We start from the raw sequence: 17,673 nt of genomic DNA on the forward strand, positions 1-17,673 counted from the left end.
GCAAAGGGTCCCTATTTGTCTAGCCAGACATCCCCTCACTTACTCCAAGAGCCAGCAATGAGCGCGCACCCGCGAACCGTTCTGATGCCAATCCCCAATCTGGATTTCGACCCCAGCGAAGTGGCAGTCTCGTGGCGCATCTTGACAGCGCGCGGACATCGCGTGCTGTTCGCTACGCCGGACGGCCGGGCCGCCGCCGCCGATCCGCTGATGCTGTCGGGCGAGGGCCTGGACTTGTGGGGATGGATCCCGCTGCTCAAGAAAGTGAAGCTGCTGGGCCTGGCGCTGCGTGCAAATGGCGCCGCGCGCGCCGACTACGCAGCACTGCAAAGCGATCACGCGTTTCAAGCGCCGCTCAGCTATGCCGAACTGCAGCCGGCCAACTACGACGGCCTGCTGCTGCCGGGCGGCCACCGTGCACGCGGCATGCTGGCCTACCTGGAAAGCCAGCCGTTGCAGGATTTCGTCGGCGCCTTTTTCGACAGCGGCAAACCAGTGGCCGCGATCTGCCACGGCGTCGTACTGGCCGCCCGCAGCCGCTCGCCGCGCAGCGGCAAATCGGCGCTGTACGGACGCAAGACCACGGCGCTGACCTGGAAGCTGGAACAGAGCGCCTGGAAGCTGATGAGATTTTGCGGCCGCTTCTGGGATCCGGCCTACTACCGCACCTATGGCGAACAAGGCGGCGAGGCGGCCGGTTACCGCAGCGTGCAGGCCGAGGTCAGCCGCGCCCTGGCCCAGCCGGGCGACTTCCTCGATGCCAGTCCGGCGGCGTCGGATTTCTTTCGCAAAAGCAGCGGCCTGTTCCGCGACAGCGCCAGCGACAGCCGGCCGGCGTTCGTGGTCACGGACGGCAATTATGTCTCGGCCCGCTGGCCCGGCGACGTCCATCTGTTTGCCAAGACCTTCGCCGATTTGCTGGAAAGCGGCTCCGGACGGTAGCGCGCGGGGTAAAATGCGCGCAATCGATTGATGGAAACCCGCATGCAAACAGATTTACCGACACCCGTTCCAGCGCCGCGACCACGCATAGTCATCGACACCAATGTCTGCCTCGACCTGTTCGTGTTTCGCGACCCGCGCTGGCAAGGCTTGATGGATGCCTTGCAAAGCGGCACCGTGGAAGCGGTGACGCGCGCCGATTGCCGCCAGGAGTGGCAGATGGTTCTGCATTACAGCCATTTGCCGATCAGCGACGAAACCCGTCCCGGCTTCAACGCCGCCTATGACGCCCTGATCACCTGCCTGGCGCCGGAAGCGCTGGCGCCGCGCACCGACATCCGCCTGCCGCTGTGCACCGACCGCGACGACCAGAAGTTCCTGGAGCTGGCGCTGGGCGCCCAAGCCGCCACCTTGATCACCAAGGACAAAGCGCTGCTGAAACTGGCGCGCAAGACGGCCAAGATCGGGCTGTTCGCCATCATTCCGCCGCAGGCCTGGGCGCCGGCCGCTCCCTAGCTCGGATCAGGCCGCCTTATTGCCCGAACGGCAATTTGGAGCGGCGCTGTGCAGTCTGCGACAAAACGCTAAAATGCGGGATCCAGACATAAGCACAGACAAACAGCAGATGAAACGCGATTCGATCGATAGCAACAACCAGGCAGCAAGCCGCCAGCTCACCTCCAAACTGCCACGCGTCGGCACCACCATTTTCACGGTGATGTCGACCCTGGCCAGCGAAAAATCGGCGGTCAACCTTGGCCAGGGTTTCCCGGATTTCGATTGCGACCCGGCTTTGGTGGACGCCGTCAGCGGCGCCATGAAAAGCGGCTTCAACCAGTATCCGCCCATGCCCGGCGTACCGGCCCTGCGCCAGGCCATCGCCGGCAAGATAGAAACCATCTATGGCTACCGCTACGATGCCGCCAGCGACATCACGGTCACCGCCGGCGCCACCCAGGGCTTGCTGACCGCGATCATGTGCGCGGTCCATCCCGGCGACGAAGTGATCGTGATCGAGCCGGCCTATGACAGCTATGTGCCAGCCATCGAGCTGGCAGGCGGCAAGCCGGTGCTGGTGCAGATGGTGGTGGGCGCGGACGGCTACAGCATCCCGTGGCCGCAGATAGCCGCCGCGGTGACCGCGCGCACCCGCATGATCATGATCAATTCGCCGCACAATCCGACCGGCAGCGTGCTGAGCCTGGCCGATATCGAAGCGCTGAAAGACATCGTGCGCGGCACCGATATCCTGATCCTGTCGGACGAAGTGTATGAGCACATGGTGTTCGACGGCGCCCGCCATGAATCGGTGTGCCGTCATCCGGAACTGGCCGAGCGCGCCTTCGTCGTCTCCAGCTTCGGCAAGACCTATCACGTCACCGGCTGGAAAATCGGCTATGTGGCAGCGCCGGCGGCGCTGTCGGCGGAATTCCGCAAAGTCCATCAATACAATATCTTCACCGTCAACACCCCGGTCCAGCATGGCATCGCCCAGTACATGCAGAATCCGGCGCCCTACCTGGAGCTGCCGGCTTTCTATCAGCGCAAGCGCGACCTGTTCCGCGCCGGTCTGAAAAACACCCGCTTCAAGCTGCTGCCGGCGGACGGCACCTATTTCCTCTGCGTCGACTATTCAGCCATTTCGTCGCTGAGCGAAGCCGATTTCGCCATCTGGCTGACCGCGGAAATCGGCGTTGCCGCCATCCCTGTTTCGGCCTTCTACCAGTCGCCGCGCGAATCGGGCATCGTCCGCTTCTGCTTTGCAAAACAGGACCAGACCTTGCAGCTGGCGCTGGAACGGCTGGCCAGGATCTGAGCCAGACCGGCTCGTCTTGAAAGCCCTCACTCACAACATAACAAAAGGAAATCATCATGATCGACGTCTATAGCTGGGCCACGCCGAACGGACACAAGATTCATATCATGCTGGAAGAACTCGGCTTGCCATATCGCGCGCACGCCGTCGATATCGGCGCCGGCGACCAGTTCAAGCCGGATTTCCTGTCGATTTCACCCAACAATAAAATCCCTGCCATCGTCGATGCCGACGGTCCGGACGGCAAACCGATCTCATTGTTTGAATCGGGCGCGATTCTGATCTACCTGGCCGGCAAGAGCGGGCGTTTTTTAGGCAATAGCGAGCGCGAGAAATTCAATACCCTGCAGTGGCTGATGTTCCAGATGGGCGGCGTCGGACCGATGCTGGGGCAAGCCCACCACTTCCGCATCTATGCGCCGGAAAAGATCGAGTACGCCGTCAACCGCTACACTAACGAAGCCAAGCGCCTCTATGGCGTGATCGACAAGCAGTTGTCGCAGCATCGGTATTTGGCCGGCAATGAATACACCATCGCCGATATCGCCACCTTCCCGTGGATCCGTTCGTGGAAAAACCAGGGTATCGAACTGAGCGACTTTCCTCACCTGCAAGCCTGGTTCAACACCATCAGCGAACGGCCGGCGGTCAAGCGCGGCGTCGAAGTGCTGGCGTCGCAGCGCAAGGCGCTGACCGACGACAAGGCGCGGGATATCCTGTTCGGCAGCCAGCAGTACCAGAAACGGTAGGGTGGGAACCTCGTGCCCACGCGTTAATTCACACGCAGATGCCCTGTTTCGACGCTGCTTGAGCTCGCTCTCCGGCTATTACGGTCACGCGTGGGCACGAGGTGCCCACCCTACGGTTGCGGGTAGCTGACTTCGAGTATTTCCAGCTCATCCAAGCCGGCCGGCGTCATGAAGGTGACGGTTTCCCCTTCATGCGCCTTGGTCAGGGCGCGCGCGACCGGTGAAATCCAGCTGATCTTCCCATGCAGGGGATCCAGTTCGTCGATGCCGACAATGGTCACCGTATGTTCCTCGCCGGCGGAATTCTGATAACTCACCGTGGCGCCAAAGAACACCTGGTCGCGGCCGTGGTGGACGCTGGGGTTTACCACCTCGGCCAGGTCGAGCCGTTTGGTGAGGAAGCGGATGCGGCGGTCGATTTCGCGCAGCCGCCGCTTGCCATAAATGTAATCGCCGTTTTCCGAACGGTCGCCATTGGAAGCTGCCCAGGAAACGATCTTCACCACCTCCGGCCGGTCGACGTCGATCAGGCGCAGCAGCTCGTCTTTCATGCGCTGATAGCCGGCCGGCGTCATGTAGTTTTTTGTGCCAGGCGGGATCGGCGGCAATCCGAATTCCAGATCGTCGTCATCGCCTTCTGATTCTTTTACAAATGCCTTGTTCATGGCAGACATTGTAGTTCCAATTGTGCACAGGCAGACGATTTTTGCCCAAAACCCGGGCATCGCCATCATGGCGGTATGGTAAAGTCAGGCTGGTGCAATGTTGCCCGTGCTGATTCATTATCCCGCCCTATGCCTGCCACTTCCTCCCACCCTGCTCCCTCGGATTCCGCTGCGCCGTTCCGCATCGGCCTTGCCACCAGCCGCAGTCACCAGCACGGCCAGGAATCGGCGTTGGCGCGCTTGCTGAACGGCAGCCGCCAGATCATCGAACAGCACCTGCAGCCGCAACTGATCGTAGTAGGACGCACCCTGGACGCCATGCAGCAGCTGGATTTGTTGCCAGGCTATCCCCATATTGAACGTTTCCCCTACGGCCGCCATGGCGGCCTGATGAAACTGGTGTCGCGGGTGGTGGACGCCGATCCGGCACGCACCCTGGACGCTGTGATCTACCTGATGGATCCGGTCGATCCTTCCTCGACTTTCCCGGAAGCGGTGGCCTTGAAACGGCAATGCGTAATCCATGGCAAGCCTTTCCTGTCGACCCTGGCCGGTGCGCTGGAATGGCTGGAACTGGAAGCGATGGCGGCCGGCGCCGCGCCGAATCCGCTGCTCGACCCGACTTTCAACCTGGCGCAGGAAGGCATCGCCCTGATCGCCCACGACGCCATGAAAGAGCGCATGCTGGCTATCGCGGAGCGCCATTTCGCTCTGCTCGACCAGTTCGCCTTCCGCTGCGCCACCGGCACCACCGGCAGCCTGCTCAATCAGCTGGCGCAGAAAATCAAAGGGGAAGAAGCCGGCCGTAACTGGGTCAGGCCCTTTCTCAGCGGCCCGCTCGGCGGCGACGCCCAGATCGCCGAACTGATCCTCGACCGCCAGCAATGCCGGCGCGTGCTGTTCCTGGAAGACCCGCATGTGGCGCGCCAGCATGAAGCCGATATCCAGCTGCTGGAGCGCGCCGCCCGCACCGTCACCGACTATGCGCTATGCATCAGCGACGCCGAATGCGGCGAGCGCTGGCTCAGCCTGCTGCAGCAACGCGCCGCCCTGGCCAAGCCCTGATCGCTGGCCAGAGAGCGGCGTTTGCCGCTATTGATATTCGATCGTGAAAGTCGCGGTGCCGTTGGCCGGTCCGGTGGTGATATTGGGTGCGGTCTGGTAGTAGCGCGCCGTGTACGGCACCACGTACTGGATGTCGGCCGACGGACCGACCGTGGCTGCCGTGCCGAACACCACCGGCTGGCTGTTCTTGTCCAGGATCTGGATACCGACCCCGGTCGCCACGCCCGTCCCCTGCGTCACTTGCGTCACCCCAGGACTGCGCGACAGATCCGCGGTCGCCTGCATGTTCAGCAGGATGGTGTTCTGGGCATTCTCGCCGCGCTGGCAATTGAGCTTGATGTTGAAGGGACGGTCGCCGGCAGTCGAGCCGACGCCCTTGAAGCTGCCCCGCGAGATCGAGCCAAAATTCACCACCACGTTCTGCGAACCGGTATCGACCGTGCATGACGGTGTGATGATGGTGATGCCGTTGCCCGACAAGATCGACGTGATGGCGGATTTGCCGTCGCCGTTGCCGACGTAGGTGGTGTAGGTGCCAGCCGCCAGCGGGCCATTACCGGTCTTGGTGGCGATCTTGACCAGTTCAACCGTGAAGAAGGAAGGACTGTAAAAAGCCACCGTGGTGGAAACGGACCAGCTCAGCACGTGCGGGTAAAACGTCTGGCCGATGCCGGTAATCTGGCGCGACAGGCGAATGCCGACCCCGGTCACGGCAGTGGTGTAGACATTCGGCATGCCCGCCACTGCAGTTCCCTGCAGCATGCTGCCGGTGGCTGTGCCGCCGCCGTTGCAGTTCCAGGCGGTTTCGGAAGCCCCCGAAATCGGGATCGGAAAGCTCTTGGTGGCAAATACTGCGCCGATGGCGGCAGTGTTCGGAATCACCACCGTGCCCATATCCATCTGGATGATTTTTTCGGTAGCGCCGGCCGGCCGTACGCAAGCAGCCTGCGCATCGCCGACAAAAAATAGGGACAGCAAGACCAGCAACCCGAGCGCCACCAGCCATGCCAGCGCGCCGTTGATCTTGTCTGTCGCAACCTGAGTTCTCTTCATGCCATTCCTCGTTTTCCGGGCTTCAGTCCGGGTTGCCAGCCAACCATGCGGGAAGGCCGCCGGCTATTGATATTCGATCGTGAAAGTCGCGGTGCCGTTGGCCGGCCCGGTGGTGATATTGGGCGCGGTCTGGTAATAACGCGCCGTGTACGGCACCACGTACTGGATGTCGGCCGACGGCCCGACCGTGGCCGCGGTGCCAAACACCACCGGCTGGCTGTTGCGGTCCAGGATCTGGATGCCGACCCCGGTCGCCACGCCCGTCCCCTGCGTCACTTGCGTCACCCCAGGACTGCGCGACAGGTCCGCGGTCGCCTGCATGTTCAGCAATATGGTGTTCTGGGCATTTTCGCCGCGCTGGCAGTTCAGCTTGATATTGAACGGGCGGTCGCCGGCGGTCGAGCCGACGCCCTTGAAGCTGCCCCGCGAGATCGAGCCAAAATTCACCACCACGTTCTGCGAACCGGTATCGACCGTGCATGACGGTGTGATGATGGTGATGCCGTTGCCAGACAGGATGGACGTGATGGCAGACTTGTTGTCGCCATTGCCGACGTAAGTGGTATAGGTGCCGGCAGCCAGCGGGCCGTTGCCGGTCTTGGTCGCGGTCTTGATCAGCTCGACGGTAAAATACGATGGGCTCAGGAATACCGCGCTGCCGCTGTTGATATTGATTACATGCGGATAATAAGTCTGGCCGATGCCGGTGATCTGGCGCGACAGCCTGATGCCGACGCCGGTCACGGCAGTGGTATAGACATTCGGCATGCCGGGCACCGGCGAGCCTTGCAATATGCTGCCCGTCACATAGCCGCCGCCGCTGCAGATCCAGGACGTTTCCGATGCGCCGGCAATCGGGATGGTGAAACTCTTGGTGGCAAACACGGCGCCGATGGCGGCCGTGTTCGGAATGACCACCGTGCCCATATCCATCTGGATGATTTTTTCGGTGGCGCCGGCCGGCCGCACGCACGCCGCCTGCGCGCTGGTCGCGCCGAGCAGCGCCGCTGCCGAGAACGCCATCCATGCCATGCAGCGCCCGGCACGGGCGATCTTTGCGCGCATCAGTTTCGCGTTCATTCGCACTGCCCGTTCAACTCGCGGATCGGCGCCGGGTTCTTGTCCGCCGGCACATGGTATTTGACGCTGCACTGCTCCGCCGCACCCTGTCCCCACTTGATGTTCAATACGCCGCTTTCCTTGGCGCCGGTGATGTAGGTCTGGCCCTCGCTGCCGACGATCCCCAGCTCCTGCCCTTGCTCGTTGTCGACCTTGGCGCCGAACGGCAGCGGTTTGCCGTTCTTGTCGCTCAGGTTGAGCATGATGCGCAAGCCGATCGAGGTTTCGAACCTGGCCAGCACCACCGCGCCGCGGGTCGGCACCACGTCCAGCGCGGCATTCTTGACTTCGACGTTGTCGCCCAGGTCTTCGGTGCGCACCGCCAGGCGGTTGACGCGGTATGGACTGAGGTTGGCCAGCACGGCATTGCCGCGGCTGTCGGTACGTACCCCCGGATAGACCTCAAAACCAACATTGGCCGCATCCGGCGCTTCCACCAGCGCCATGGTTTCGCCCAGAGGCTGCGACAGCGTAACGCCGCCGCCATGCACCACCAGGCCGCCCGCCATGCCCAGCGTGGTCTGGCCGTAGCCGGATCCTTGCGCGCGGCCGAAATCGACGCGGCCGTACTGCGACAGGTAGCTGGCCGACGCGCTGCCGCTGTTGTCGCTCTGATTCGAGTGTGCGGCCGTGACGTTGTAGGTCAGGCGGCCATCGTCCAGCGCCGAACCGTAAACGCTGGCTTGCTGCGTCAGTTCGCCGTTATTGCCCTTGGCCACGGTGTAGCGCGCATAGGAGCGGGTATCGCCCAGCGGGATCGACAAGGTCGCCATCAGCTGGCGGTTCGATGGTCCGTTCAGGTTGGTGCTGTAATTGTAAAAGATGCTGTAGCTGAACTGCTTGTAGAAATTCGAATAGCCGACCTGCATCAGGCGGTCTTTCTGATCGGTGCCCCAGTAGCTTTGCTGCTGGATTGAAGCATAGGCGGTGCCGCCCTTGCTACCCAGCTGCTGCGCCAGCTCCAGCCGCACCTGGTTGCGCCGGTTGTTGAGTGTCTGGCCGTTCTGCAGATCCTGCATCTGCGCCGCTTCCTGGAAAGTACGGAAGCCGCCGGTGGAGTAGCGGTAACCGGCCATGCGCACGCTGGTGCCGTAATTCTCGAACGATTTGGCGTACAGGAAGCGCAGGGACTGACCGTCGTAGCTCTGGTTGAACGGTCCCTTGGTATGCGCCTGCGAGAGGTCGGCAGAGACGGCGCCGAAATCGCGCAGGTTCTTGCCGGCGCCGAACAGTACCGACTGATAGATATCGGAGGCGATCATGCCGCCGTACACCGAGTATTCGTTGCCCAGGCCGCGCGCCACCGTGCCCTGCACGAAATTCGGCTTGGCGTTGCCGCTGCCGGTGGTGATGTTGCTGGAATAACCGTTGCGATACTGGCCGCCGGTCACGCTATAGCGCCAGACGCCTTCGCGCAGCAAGGTCGGCACTGCGGAGAAGGCCTGCCTGAACTTGGTTTCACGGCCATCGGCTTCGGTGATCGTCACTTCCAGGTCGCCGCTGGTGGAGGTCGGGTACAAGTCGTCCAGCACGAACGGACCCGGCGCGACATAGGTGCTGTAGACCACGAAGCCGTTCTGCCGCACCGTGACGCGCGCATTGGTCTGCGCCACGCCGCGGATGGTTGGCGCATAGCCTTGCTGGCTGTCCGGCAGCATGCCGTCGTCGGAGGCCAGCTGCACGCCGCGGAACTGGAAAGCGTCGAAAAAGTTGCCGGGGGTGGTGCTGTCGCCGATCGTCAGCTGGCCGCCGAGAGCGGCGATGTCGCGCTGCAGATAGGAAGTCACCGACTGCCAATGGCCTTCGCCGTCGACGCCACGATTGTAAGTCGAGAAATTGCGGAAACGCCAGTCGCCCAGGTTGAAGCCGCCGCGCAGGCCGGCATACAGGGTGTTGCGGGCTTGCGTGGTGGCGCTGGGGTTGGCGTTGAATTCGGTAATGCTGCTGTTCATGGTGCTGCCGGCATTATTGCCGCCGTCGTAGCGCGCCGCCGAGAACTGGTAATCCAGCATGGCGACATTGATGCCCTTGTCCCATTTATCGGGGCTGATGGCGCCGCGCGCCTGGCGCTTCATGGCAGCCTGCGGGATGCTCAGGGTCAGGCGCAGCTTCTCGCCGTCATACGACACGCTGGAACCGGGAATCGCCTGCGCCAGGTCGACGCACTGGTCGCCGGCCGCCATCAGGGCGGGAAACACTTCGACCTTGACGCCCCAGCCTTCCAGCATGGCGCGGGTAATGCAAGCTTGCGCATTCTTGCCTTCGCCCTGGTCAGCGAACACCACCTGGCTCTGGCCGACGCTGCTTTCGTTGAGGCTGACGTCCACCAGGTAGCTGCCGGGCATGGTCCGATTGCCGAACGCGAACAGGGACAAGTCGGCGCGGCTTTGCTCGCCGCCGATATCGAGGAACTGTTCATTGAAGACCGAACCGCCCTGGCCTTGCGCCTGGGCCAGCTGCGACAGCACGGCCAGCGTAATCGCTGACAGCGCCAGGCGTACCGGTTTGCGTTGATGCGACAATCTGATCACAGCTTTCCCTTCCTTTGTTTCTGCCTTGCGCGGCAGACTGACTTGCCCTGACAGGATGTGTTGCTTGCTACCTGGGAGATGACGACGGTGTTACTTGCCTGCCGGTTCAACAGAAGCCGCTGCGGCAACCGGTGCGGCCGGCTGCGCTGCGGAGGCGGCGCCAACCGCCACCTTGGCCACGACTTCCGGCGTTTCGCCGCCGTAGTCATTGATGGTGGTGTAGCTGGCATCGAGCGCTTGCGGCGCACTGATCGATGTCAGCGGAAAATCGCTGGAGCTGAAAGGCAGCACCATGCCGGCCTTGGTCTGTTCCTTGTTGCCATTGATCTTGAAACCGGTGAACGTCAGGTTATAGGCACTCGGGTTGCTGACCCGCAGCGCGGCGCCGTTGCCGTCCTGGCCCGGCACCACCGCCAGCGTCACCAGGCTGCGTGCCTCGTCCGGCTTGCCGGCCAGGCCCGCAGGCCGATAAAAGATCTTGATGCGGGTGCGCACCGCGACTTGCAGCACGTTGACCTGGTCCGACTTCTCTGGAATCTCCTTGACGTTGAGCCAGAACACCGTTTCACGGTCGCTCGGCAGATCGCCGGAGATACGGACGATGCGCAAGATGTTTTCTGCACCGGGATCGAGGCGCGACAAAGGCGGCGTCACCAGCAGCGGCACCTTGTTCTTGCCTTCGCCTGCATCGATCCAGGTTTGCACTACATACGGCGAGGCGCCGGTGTTCTTCAGCGGAATCGATGCTTGCCGGTCCTTCTCATTGAGGACCACGCGGGTGCCGCCCAGCATCACGCTGGCGTTTGCCGCCAGCGCGCTCATCAGCAGCACGCTGCCGAGGATGGCGGAAGTGATGGTTCGCTTGTTCAACATGGAAAACCTCGTCCTTCAAAATGTCCTATGCACAAATTTCTAAGCAAGCAGCGGACGCTGACGCGTGCTCACAAATTGATGCATGGGTGGTACTGGAAAATGATGGCTGGCTTGCCGCTACCGTTGCGGCGCGCCAGCCCATCCTTAAAACCTGGCCGTCACTAGCGCCAGGCTGTTCGTTGGGCCGCAAGCGGCGCAACGAGGTAAAGCCTTTTCAGGATTTTTGCGAAGCGCGCTGATTACAGGTAAGTAACAACGAACTGTGCAGTGGAGTTAGCTGGACCGACGGTGACTGCAGGACCAGTCGAAACGTAGGCAGCCTGGAAGTTCAGAGGATTGTTGCCCAGACCCAGAACGTAAGTGCCCGATGCCGAACCGACAGGGATCTTGGTGCCGGCGGAGTCGCCCAGCTCGATCGCCACGCCAGTTGCTGTAGTCACGCCGACTTGGCCAGCGTTAGCCAGAGCCAGGTCGTCGGTGACGTTGGCATCGGTTGTGCCGGTAAATGTCACGGTTGCGCCCTTGGCAGTTGCGCCGCAGTTGGTCAGCAGGATCTGGAACTTCGATGGATTTGCCTTCTTGCCGGCGGCGCCGTTCAGCACTGCGCGCGACACTGTGCCCATAGGAACAGTGATGTTTTGGCTGGATGGATCGATCGAGCAAGGCGAGTCAACGATCTGGCCGTTGAAATTCACGGTGCCGCCGTCAGCGAAGGCCGCTTGGGACAACAGACCTGCAGCAGCAACTGCAACCAACTTAGCGATAGTCATTTGTTTCATTTTTACCCTCAGATATAAAAGTAGATGTTCGATTCAAATTAATGAATTGCCAACACGGCGAAACAAATTGTAATGGCAAGAGTTCACAAAATGTCATTACTGACAATGTTTAACAATTACTAACAAACATTAATTATTGAGTGGAAATAAATCGCGGCATGAGTGTTGATTATTAGCAAAAATATAATTATTGATGACAATCAATCAAATACAAGAGAGCGGCTCCAGGCTTGCCTTTGCGCCCGATTCAGCAAAGCCACGGCAATCCCGAAGGCAACTAAATTGAGGGTTGGAAATTCTTCAAATGCCCGAGGGAAATAAGGCACTTGTCGCAGGATTGCAACAAATCTTTACCAATCTTTACATTGCGCGGCAATACCGGCGCCTTTCCTCAAGTTTTACGGCGGCGCTGCCGTTAACACCGTTCAAGGAATATTGATCTTGCAGTCCCCTCTCCCATCCACCATAAGAAATCCAAGATGCATATTGAAAATTTCATTGTTCGAGAACCGTTGCTAGACCCTAAACAAGGCGTCATCGGCTACGACCTGACCTGGCAGGACACCGGCGAGACCGCTGGGCAGGTCCATGAAGATGATCTGGAAGGCTTGCTAAGATTCGTCGCCGAGCAGTTGAACAGTGAAGAAACCGGCTGGCTGCTGGGCGACAAGAAACTGTTTCTGACAGCAACGGCCTCCATGCTCGCCAGCGCAGCGCTGAAGCAAATGCCGCCCGCCAGCACCGTCCTGTCGCTCCAGCCCGAAGACCTGGCCGACGCCGCCACGCTGGCGCAGGTGCAAGCCTTGCGCGGCGCCGGCTATGGCATCTCGCTGCGCCACGCCGATCTTGCCGGGACACCGCTAAGCAGCGACATCTCGCATGTGGAAGTACGTTTTTCAGCCGGCGATTTTGCGGCGCAGGCGCGCCGCTACGCGGCCCTGAAGAAATCTTCGCTGCGGATGATAGGACGGCCGGTAAGCAGCTGGCAGGACTACGATGCCTGCGCCATGCTGGGACTGGATGCGTTTATCGGCAAGCTGCACCTGACGCCGCGTTCAGGCGCACGCGCCAAGGGCTTGAATCCGGCGCAACAGATCATCGTGCAGATCATGAACATGGTCGGCCGCAACGACGGCATCCAGAAAATCGAAGAGGCTTTCAAGCGTGACCCAGGCCTGTCGTATGAATTGCTGCGCTTTATCAATTCCGCCGCCTTCGGCCTCAAAGCGGAAGTACAGTCGCTGCGCGCCGCGCTCTCCCTGCTCGGTTACGAAGCCTTGTTTCAATGGCTGTCGCTGCTGCTGGCCACCGCCAGCAGCAGCGGCTATTCGCCGGTCCTGATGGAAACCGCGATCATCCGCGGCCGCTTTGCCGAATTGCTCGGGCAAAAACACCTGGCGCGCGGCGAATCGGAAAGCCTGTTCGTGGCAGGCATCTTTTCGCTGCTGGACCGGCTGCTGGGAGTCGAGATGAAGGATGTGCTAGCCAGCATCAAGCTTTCCGAGCAGGTGGCCGCCGCGCTGTTGACGCGCTCCGGACCCTATGGGCCGTACGTGGCGCTGGCCGAGGCTTGCGAATTGAATTCGCCGCTGGTGGGACCGCTCTCGGCCTCGCTGAAAATCAGCCCGCGGGAAGTCAACCTGGCGCACCTGTCGGCGCTGGCCTGGGCGCAGAACCTGGGGGTGCGGGCAGCATAGGCGCCCGCAATTTGCCTTGCGCTCTCGTAGGGTGGGCACCCGTGCCCACGCAGTAGCCGCCTCATCTACATCCGCGTGGGCATTCCATGCCCACCCTACAGCGTTGCCGCCGCCGGCGGGAGATTCCCGGGCAGCTGCCTCTGCCAGCTGCGCAAACCGACAACCGCCAGCACGATGAACCCCGCATACAAGCCTGCGGTCAGGTTCAGGTCTTTATAGATGTACACGCCGACGTAGATAATGTCGACCGCGATCCACAACCACCAGTTGGCGACATATTTGCGCGCCATCCAGAACTGGGCCACCAGGCTGAAGCTGGTCAGCGCCGAATCGAGCCACGGGATGTGGGCGTCGGTGAAGCTGGCCATGACATAACCCAGCACGACGCTGCCCGCGGCGGCGGCCAGCAGCCCGGTCAGCAAACCCCGCTTCGGCAAACGCTGCGGCTGGATATGCTGGCTATCCTGGGCCGACGCCCCGCTCTTCCATTGCCACCAGCCGTACAGCTGCATGACGGCGAAGATCAGTTGCAGCAGCAAATCCGAATACAGTTTCGCCACCAGGAATATGCGCGCATACAGCAGCACCGATACCAGGCCTATCGGCCAGCACCACAAATGACGGCGCGCAGTCAGCCAGACTGCCAGGGCGCTCACTATGACGGCAATGATTTCCAGACCTGACATCAAGACTCCCGTGTATCGGTTTTACGTTCGCAGCGGCGCTGCAGATGGTCGAGCAGATAACGGCCGGCATCGCTGTCGAACCATGCCGCATGGCCAAGAAAATAGGTGTCGTAGGCCAGTGCGGCATTTTCAGCGGAACGCTGCACGCCATGGAAATACGCCAGCTCGGACAGCGCAAACTCGATATGCACCAAGGGCAGCAGCGCAGGCAATGCGGCTGTTCCCAAGGCCGACAAAGGCGCCACTGCTTCATAAGCATCCAGCATGGCATCCAGCTGGTCGATGTGCACCAGATGGCGCTGGTCGCCGCTTGCCATCGGCAAGGCCAGCCATTCGATCAGGTTGCGCTCAATCGCATTGGCCAGATCGTAGACGGCGCAAGTGCGGTCGGCCAGGCCGAAATCCAGCACTGTCCTGACGGCTGCCGGCGCCGGCTCGGCCTGCCATAGCAGGTTGGAGGCATGCCAGTCGTTATGCGTCCACAACGGCGCCAGGCCATGCAGCAAGGGACTGAGGCGGGCATGGAACGGCAGCAGCACGCGGCTGACGTCGGCGCGCCAGTCGCGCGACGCCAGATAGTCGGTCAATGCCGGCCGCTGCCCGATGTAGGTCTGGATGCGCTCCAGCACTTCTTGCGGCTGCTCTGCATTCAACAAGGTAAAACCGGAAGCCAGCAGCCTGGTGCTGCGCGCCGGTGCGTCATAGCCGCGTGCGGCCAGATGCAGCAAGGCCAGTTCGCGACCGGCGGCGGCGGCGTCCACGCAGCTGAGAAACGGCGTCCATGAGGTGGCGTCGCGATAGCGGTCGACGCCCTGCCCGAGGCGCTGCACTTCATAGCTCCAACCGCCGTCGGCAACGGCAGTATTGCCGTCGCCGGCGCTCAGCACTTCGCTGACGGCCAGCCCGTTCGTCCGCAGATGGGCCATGAAGCGGTGCTCGTCCATCAGCTCGCCGACGCTCCGTATCTCACGCAGCAGGCGCTTGATGAACAGCGGACCGGAATCGGTGTCCGCCACACAGGCGCTGGAAAAGGGCCGCGGACTGTGCCAGCCGAGGCGCGTTACGGCGCCCGCCTGCGGATAACGGCGCAGCAGGCCTGCCACTTCGTCCAGCGTCAAGGTGGGCCAGCTCGGCGCCACCGCGTCCATGCCCATGCCATGGCTCAGCACGGCAGGCAGGCCGCTGGCGTCGTCTGGTTTTGCATCCTTCATGCCGCTTCCATCCTGCCCTTAAAAGTCGTACTGGACCGACAGCCGCACGCTGCGCGGCGCCCCCAGGTGCAGATAGCTGTCGCCAAAATATTCGCCGACGTCTTTCCAATAACGCTTGTCGAACAGATTGTCCACGCTCAGGCGCAGCACCGTCGGATGTCCCGCCAGGCTGGTCTTGTAGCGCAGGCCAGCGTCGAACACGCTATAGGCGGCAACGCTGACATCGCCTTCGCGCGTCGCCGCCTTGCTGGCGCTGTACTGCCAGCCGCCGAGCAAGCTCAGCCCGGTGACCTGCGGCAGTGCATATGATGCATACAGCGCGGTACGCAGGCGCGGCACGTTGATGACCTGATGACCATCATAGGCTGGCGTGCCGGTATCGGCGGCGCGCGCTTGGATCAGGGCCACGCTGGCGGTCAGCCGCAGCTGCCTGGTGACCTGGCCGGCGGCGCTCAGCTCCAGGCCGCGGTGGGTTTCGCTGCCTTGCTGGGTGTAGGTATAGCCATTCTCGTCCGGCTTCGGATATTCGTAGGGCTTGGTCATCTGGAACAGCGCCGCGCTCAGGCTGAGCTGGTCGCGCCACTCGTACTTGACGCCGGCTTCGACCTGGCGCGACACGGTCGGCGCCAGGAATGCATAGGCATTCTCGGCCCAGAACGGCGCCTGGCCGCCCATGGTCAGGCCTTTACTGTAGCTGGTGTACAGCGCGAGATCAGCCTGCGGCTTGTAGACCAGCGCAAGCTGCGGCAGCAGCAAGGATTTCTCGGTAGTACGGGCAGCGGCGCCGGTGGCATCGAACGCGCGCTCGTTGAGCCATACCTGGCGCGCGCCGGCGATCACCTGCCATTGCGGCGTCAGGCTGATGCGGTCGACCGCAAACAGCGCCTTTTGCCGGCTGTCGAGCCGCAGCGTGGAGGCATCCGGCGTCAGCGGCGACGGCGCGTAGACGATCGGATTCGGGTTATAGATATTATCGCTGCCGACATACTCGTTGACGCCATCGCTCTGCGACACGGTGCGGCGGAACATGCTCGCTCCCAGAGTCAGGTCGTGGCGGATCTTGCCGGTGTCCAGCTTCCCTTGCAGCACCGCCTGCAACTGATCGTTGCGCCGGGTATCGTCCGGGAAACGGTAATCGTAGATATCGAAATCGCCGCCAGCGCTGAAATAACGGGCCGGGGTGCCACCCTCGCCGCAGGTAGCGCCATAGCCGCAGCCATACGGAAAGGCGGAATTATCATCGATCACCACGCGGCTGCGGCTGGCCGCCACATAAGCGTGCCAGTCCGGCACCAGGTCAAGATCCAGGCGCGTGTTGAGATTGACGGAGTTGATCGTCACCGGCTTGGCCCATGGCTGCGCGCCCAGCAGGGTCGAAGGCGAGACATTGCTCGGGACAACAGTACCGCCCAACAATTGATAACCCGGCGCGGAGCGCTGCTCGCGGTGCTGGTACTCGGCGTCGAACTGCAGGCGCGCCTGCGGGCTGATCACCCAGTCGGCCGCCAGCGAGGCGAAATTGCGTTCGCCGTCGGCGTTGTTGACATAGGAATGCAGGCTCTCGTGAGCAGCATTGATGCGCAGGCCGAACTGCTTCTGCTCGCCGAACAGGGTGCCGATATCGGTCGCCAGGTAGCGCGAACCGCGGGCATCGGTTTCCAGCGTGATCGAACGCACGTCGGCCGGCCGCTTGGTGACATAGTTGATCAGGCCGCCGGGCGGCGTCATGCCGCTCTGCAGGCCAGCCATACCATTCAGGATCTCGACGCTTTCCTTGTTTTCCAAGGCCACGTTCTGTTCGCCGGCAATGCTCATGCCATTGATCTGCATGCTGGTCGCCAAATCCAGCGGAAAACCGCGGATGCTGAAATTTTCGTAGTAGCCGACCGGCGTGTAATTGTTGCCGACGGCAGCGTCGTTGCGCACGACATCGCTCAGCAAACGGGCTTGCTGGTCGTCGAGCTGGGTGCGGGTGACTACCGAGACCGAGGCCGGCGTATCGAGCATGGAGGCAGCGCCGAAGCTGGCGACGCCGGCTGAAGCCTTGCGATAGCTGTCGGCGGCGGGACCGGCGCCTGTCACCGTCACGGTCGGCAGCGTGGCGTCATTTTGCGGCTGGGCGCTCTGCCCTGGCCCTTGGCTCTTTTGTTCCGGATCGCTTTGCGCATGCGCCATGCCGGAGGCAAGGGCGGCGGCAATCAGGGTAGTCAGCAATCTTGTCTTGGTTTGCAGCGCTACCCGGCCCTCGGTCGCTGGATAGTTTTTTTTCGTAGTTGTCATTATTATGTCGACGCCATATCAAATAGATAATACTGCCGCAGATTGCGTCTGGAAATCCGGGCGTGATTGAAACAGGATCCGCATTATCCGTCCATTTTCCCGCCGAGACTTAAAAACTGCGCAATACACCTATACGGTTGACGGGCATTGACAACAGTGGATTGCGCGAAACCCAAGGAAATTTCCGCAAAGAAACCTCTCTGGGTA

15 protein-coding genes are annotated in these 17,673 nt (G+C 61.8%); 6 read left to right on the forward strand and 9 right to left on the reverse strand.

Going from position 1 to position 17,673, the window contains the following annotated elements; genetic code table 11:
- The first annotated feature begins 84 nt into the window (after window positions 1–84).
- From VNZ65_RS05130 to VNZ65_RS05145, 4 genes are all read left to right on the forward strand, one after another.
- Entirely contained in the window at window positions 85–942 is an 858-nt protein-coding gene (locus tag VNZ65_RS05130; RefSeq protein WP_325666725.1) for a DJ-1/PfpI family protein, read from the forward strand.
- Between the two features lie 42 nt (window positions 943–984).
- Window positions 985–1,458, forward strand: coding sequence for a putative toxin-antitoxin system toxin component, PIN family (locus VNZ65_RS05135; protein ID WP_325666727.1), 474 nt, complete (start codon window positions 985–987; stop codon window positions 1,456–1,458).
- Between the two features lie 109 nt (window positions 1,459–1,567).
- Window positions 1,568–2,758, forward strand: coding sequence for a pyridoxal phosphate-dependent aminotransferase (locus tag VNZ65_RS05140; protein ID WP_325666729.1), 1,191 nt, complete (start codon window positions 1,568–1,570; stop codon window positions 2,756–2,758).
- 56 nt (window positions 2,759–2,814) lie between these two features.
- Window positions 2,815–3,507 carry a glutathione binding-like protein gene (locus VNZ65_RS05145; protein WP_325666731.1) on the forward strand — a complete coding sequence of 231 codons (693 nt, stop codon included), beginning with the start codon at window positions 2,815–2,817 and terminating at the stop codon, window positions 3,505–3,507.
- 110 nt (window positions 3,508–3,617) lie between these two features.
- Here VNZ65_RS05145 and greB read toward each other — a convergent pair whose 3' ends face one another.
- The gene (gene greB, locus VNZ65_RS05150) at window positions 3,618–4,172 is read right to left on the reverse strand and encodes a transcription elongation factor GreB (RefSeq protein WP_325666799.1); all 555 of its coding nucleotides are present in this window, start codon (window positions 4,170–4,172) and stop codon (window positions 3,618–3,620) included.
- A 129-nt stretch (window positions 4,173–4,301) separates the two neighbouring features.
- On the opposite strand from greB, the gene VNZ65_RS05155 reads away from it, so the two are divergent.
- Window positions 4,302–5,237 (forward strand): methylglyoxal synthase, encoded by a 936-nt coding sequence (locus VNZ65_RS05155; protein WP_325666734.1) that lies wholly within the window; start codon window positions 4,302–4,304, stop codon window positions 5,235–5,237.
- Window positions 5,238–5,264: 27 nt separating this feature from the next.
- Here the strand turns inward: VNZ65_RS05155 and VNZ65_RS05160 are convergent, their stop codons facing one another.
- From VNZ65_RS05160 to VNZ65_RS05180, 5 genes are all read right to left on the reverse strand, one after another.
- Window positions 5,265–6,290 carry a fimbrial protein gene (locus tag VNZ65_RS05160; protein ID WP_325666736.1) on the reverse strand — a complete coding sequence of 342 codons (1,026 nt, stop codon included), beginning with the start codon at window positions 6,288–6,290 and terminating at the stop codon, window positions 5,265–5,267.
- A 63-nt stretch (window positions 6,291–6,353) separates the two neighbouring features.
- Window positions 6,354–7,370 (reverse strand): fimbrial protein, encoded by a 1,017-nt coding sequence (locus VNZ65_RS05165; RefSeq protein WP_325666738.1) that lies wholly within the window; start codon window positions 7,368–7,370, stop codon window positions 6,354–6,356.
- Window positions 7,367–9,940, reverse strand: coding sequence for a fimbria/pilus outer membrane usher protein (locus VNZ65_RS05170; protein ID WP_325666740.1), 2,574 nt, complete (start codon window positions 9,938–9,940; stop codon window positions 7,367–7,369). The genes VNZ65_RS05165 and VNZ65_RS05170 overlap by 4 nt, the downstream gene beginning before the upstream one ends.
- A 90-nt stretch (window positions 9,941–10,030) precedes the next feature.
- Window positions 10,031–10,813, reverse strand: a complete 783-nt coding sequence (locus VNZ65_RS05175; protein WP_325666742.1) for a molecular chaperone — start codon at window positions 10,811–10,813, stop codon at window positions 10,031–10,033.
- 239 nt (window positions 10,814–11,052) lie between these two features.
- Window positions 11,053–11,592, reverse strand: a complete 540-nt coding sequence (locus VNZ65_RS05180) for a fimbrial protein (protein ID WP_061939667.1) — start codon at window positions 11,590–11,592, stop codon at window positions 11,053–11,055.
- Between the two features lie 479 nt (window positions 11,593–12,071).
- Between VNZ65_RS05180 and VNZ65_RS05185 the strand changes: the two genes are divergently transcribed.
- Window positions 12,072–13,289 (forward strand): EAL and HDOD domain-containing protein, encoded by a 1,218-nt coding sequence (locus VNZ65_RS05185; protein WP_325666745.1) that lies wholly within the window; start codon window positions 12,072–12,074, stop codon window positions 13,287–13,289.
- A gap of 95 nt (window positions 13,290–13,384) precedes the next feature.
- On the opposite strand, the gene pnuC is transcribed toward VNZ65_RS05185, so the two are convergent.
- From pnuC to VNZ65_RS05200, 3 genes are read right to left on the reverse strand one after another with little or no spacing between them, the layout of a single operon-like run.
- Entirely contained in the window at window positions 13,385–13,975 is a 591-nt protein-coding gene (gene pnuC / locus VNZ65_RS05190; protein WP_325666747.1) for a nicotinamide riboside transporter PnuC, read from the reverse strand.
- Window positions 13,975–15,186, reverse strand: coding sequence for a phosphotransferase enzyme family protein (locus VNZ65_RS05195; protein WP_325666749.1), 1,212 nt, complete (start codon window positions 15,184–15,186; stop codon window positions 13,975–13,977). Before VNZ65_RS05195 ends, pnuC begins: the two co-directional genes overlap by 1 nt.
- Before the next feature lie 18 nt (window positions 15,187–15,204).
- Window positions 15,205–17,466: a TonB-dependent siderophore receptor gene (locus VNZ65_RS05200; protein WP_325666751.1), complete on the reverse strand. Its 2,262-nt coding sequence runs from the start codon at window positions 17,464–17,466 to the stop codon at window positions 15,205–15,207.
- Window positions 17,467–17,673: the final 207 nt, after the last annotated feature.

It is taken from the genome of Collimonas sp. (assembly GCF_035566555.1).
GTDB lineage: Bacteria > Pseudomonadota > Gammaproteobacteria > Burkholderiales > Burkholderiaceae_D > Collimonas.

Bases quoted from the DNA above. Each gene is read 5' to 3' on its own strand.
- VNZ65_RS05195 (WP_325666749.1), bottom strand. From the start codon at position 15,186: ATGAAGGATGCAAAACCAGACGACGCCAGCGGCCTGCCTGCCGTGCTG.
- VNZ65_RS05135 (WP_325666727.1), top strand. From the start codon at position 985: ATGCAAACAGATTTACCGACACCCGTTCCAGCGCCGCGACCACGCATA.
- VNZ65_RS05180 (WP_061939667.1), bottom strand. From the start codon at position 11,592: ATGAAACAAATGACTATCGCTAAGTTGGTTGCAGTTGCTGCTGCAGGT.
- VNZ65_RS05185 (WP_325666745.1), top strand. From the start codon at position 12,072: ATGCATATTGAAAATTTCATTGTTCGAGAACCGTTGCTAGACCCTAAA.
- VNZ65_RS05145 (WP_325666731.1), top strand. From the start codon at position 2,815: ATGATCGACGTCTATAGCTGGGCCACGCCGAACGGACACAAGATTCAT.
- VNZ65_RS05140 (WP_325666729.1), top strand. From the start codon at position 1,568: ATGAAACGCGATTCGATCGATAGCAACAACCAGGCAGCAAGCCGCCAG.
- VNZ65_RS05155 (WP_325666734.1), top strand. From the start codon at position 4,302: ATGCCTGCCACTTCCTCCCACCCTGCTCCCTCGGATTCCGCTGCGCCG.
- pnuC (WP_325666747.1), bottom strand. From the start codon at position 13,975: ATGTCAGGTCTGGAAATCATTGCCGTCATAGTGAGCGCCCTGGCAGTC.
- VNZ65_RS05165 (WP_325666738.1), bottom strand. From the start codon at position 7,370: ATGAACGCGAAACTGATGCGCGCAAAGATCGCCCGTGCCGGGCGCTGC.
- VNZ65_RS05130 (WP_325666725.1), top strand. From the start codon at position 85: ATGCCAATCCCCAATCTGGATTTCGACCCCAGCGAAGTGGCAGTCTCG.
- VNZ65_RS05160 (WP_325666736.1), bottom strand. From the start codon at position 6,290: ATGAAGAGAACTCAGGTTGCGACAGACAAGATCAACGGCGCGCTGGCA.
- greB (WP_325666799.1), bottom strand. From the start codon at position 4,172: ATGAACAAGGCATTTGTAAAAGAATCAGAAGGCGATGACGACGATCTG.
- VNZ65_RS05200 (WP_325666751.1), bottom strand. From the start codon at position 17,466: ATGACAACTACGAAAAAAAACTATCCAGCGACCGAGGGCCGGGTAGCG.
- VNZ65_RS05175 (WP_325666742.1), bottom strand. From the start codon at position 10,813: ATGTTGAACAAGCGAACCATCACTTCCGCCATCCTCGGCAGCGTGCTG.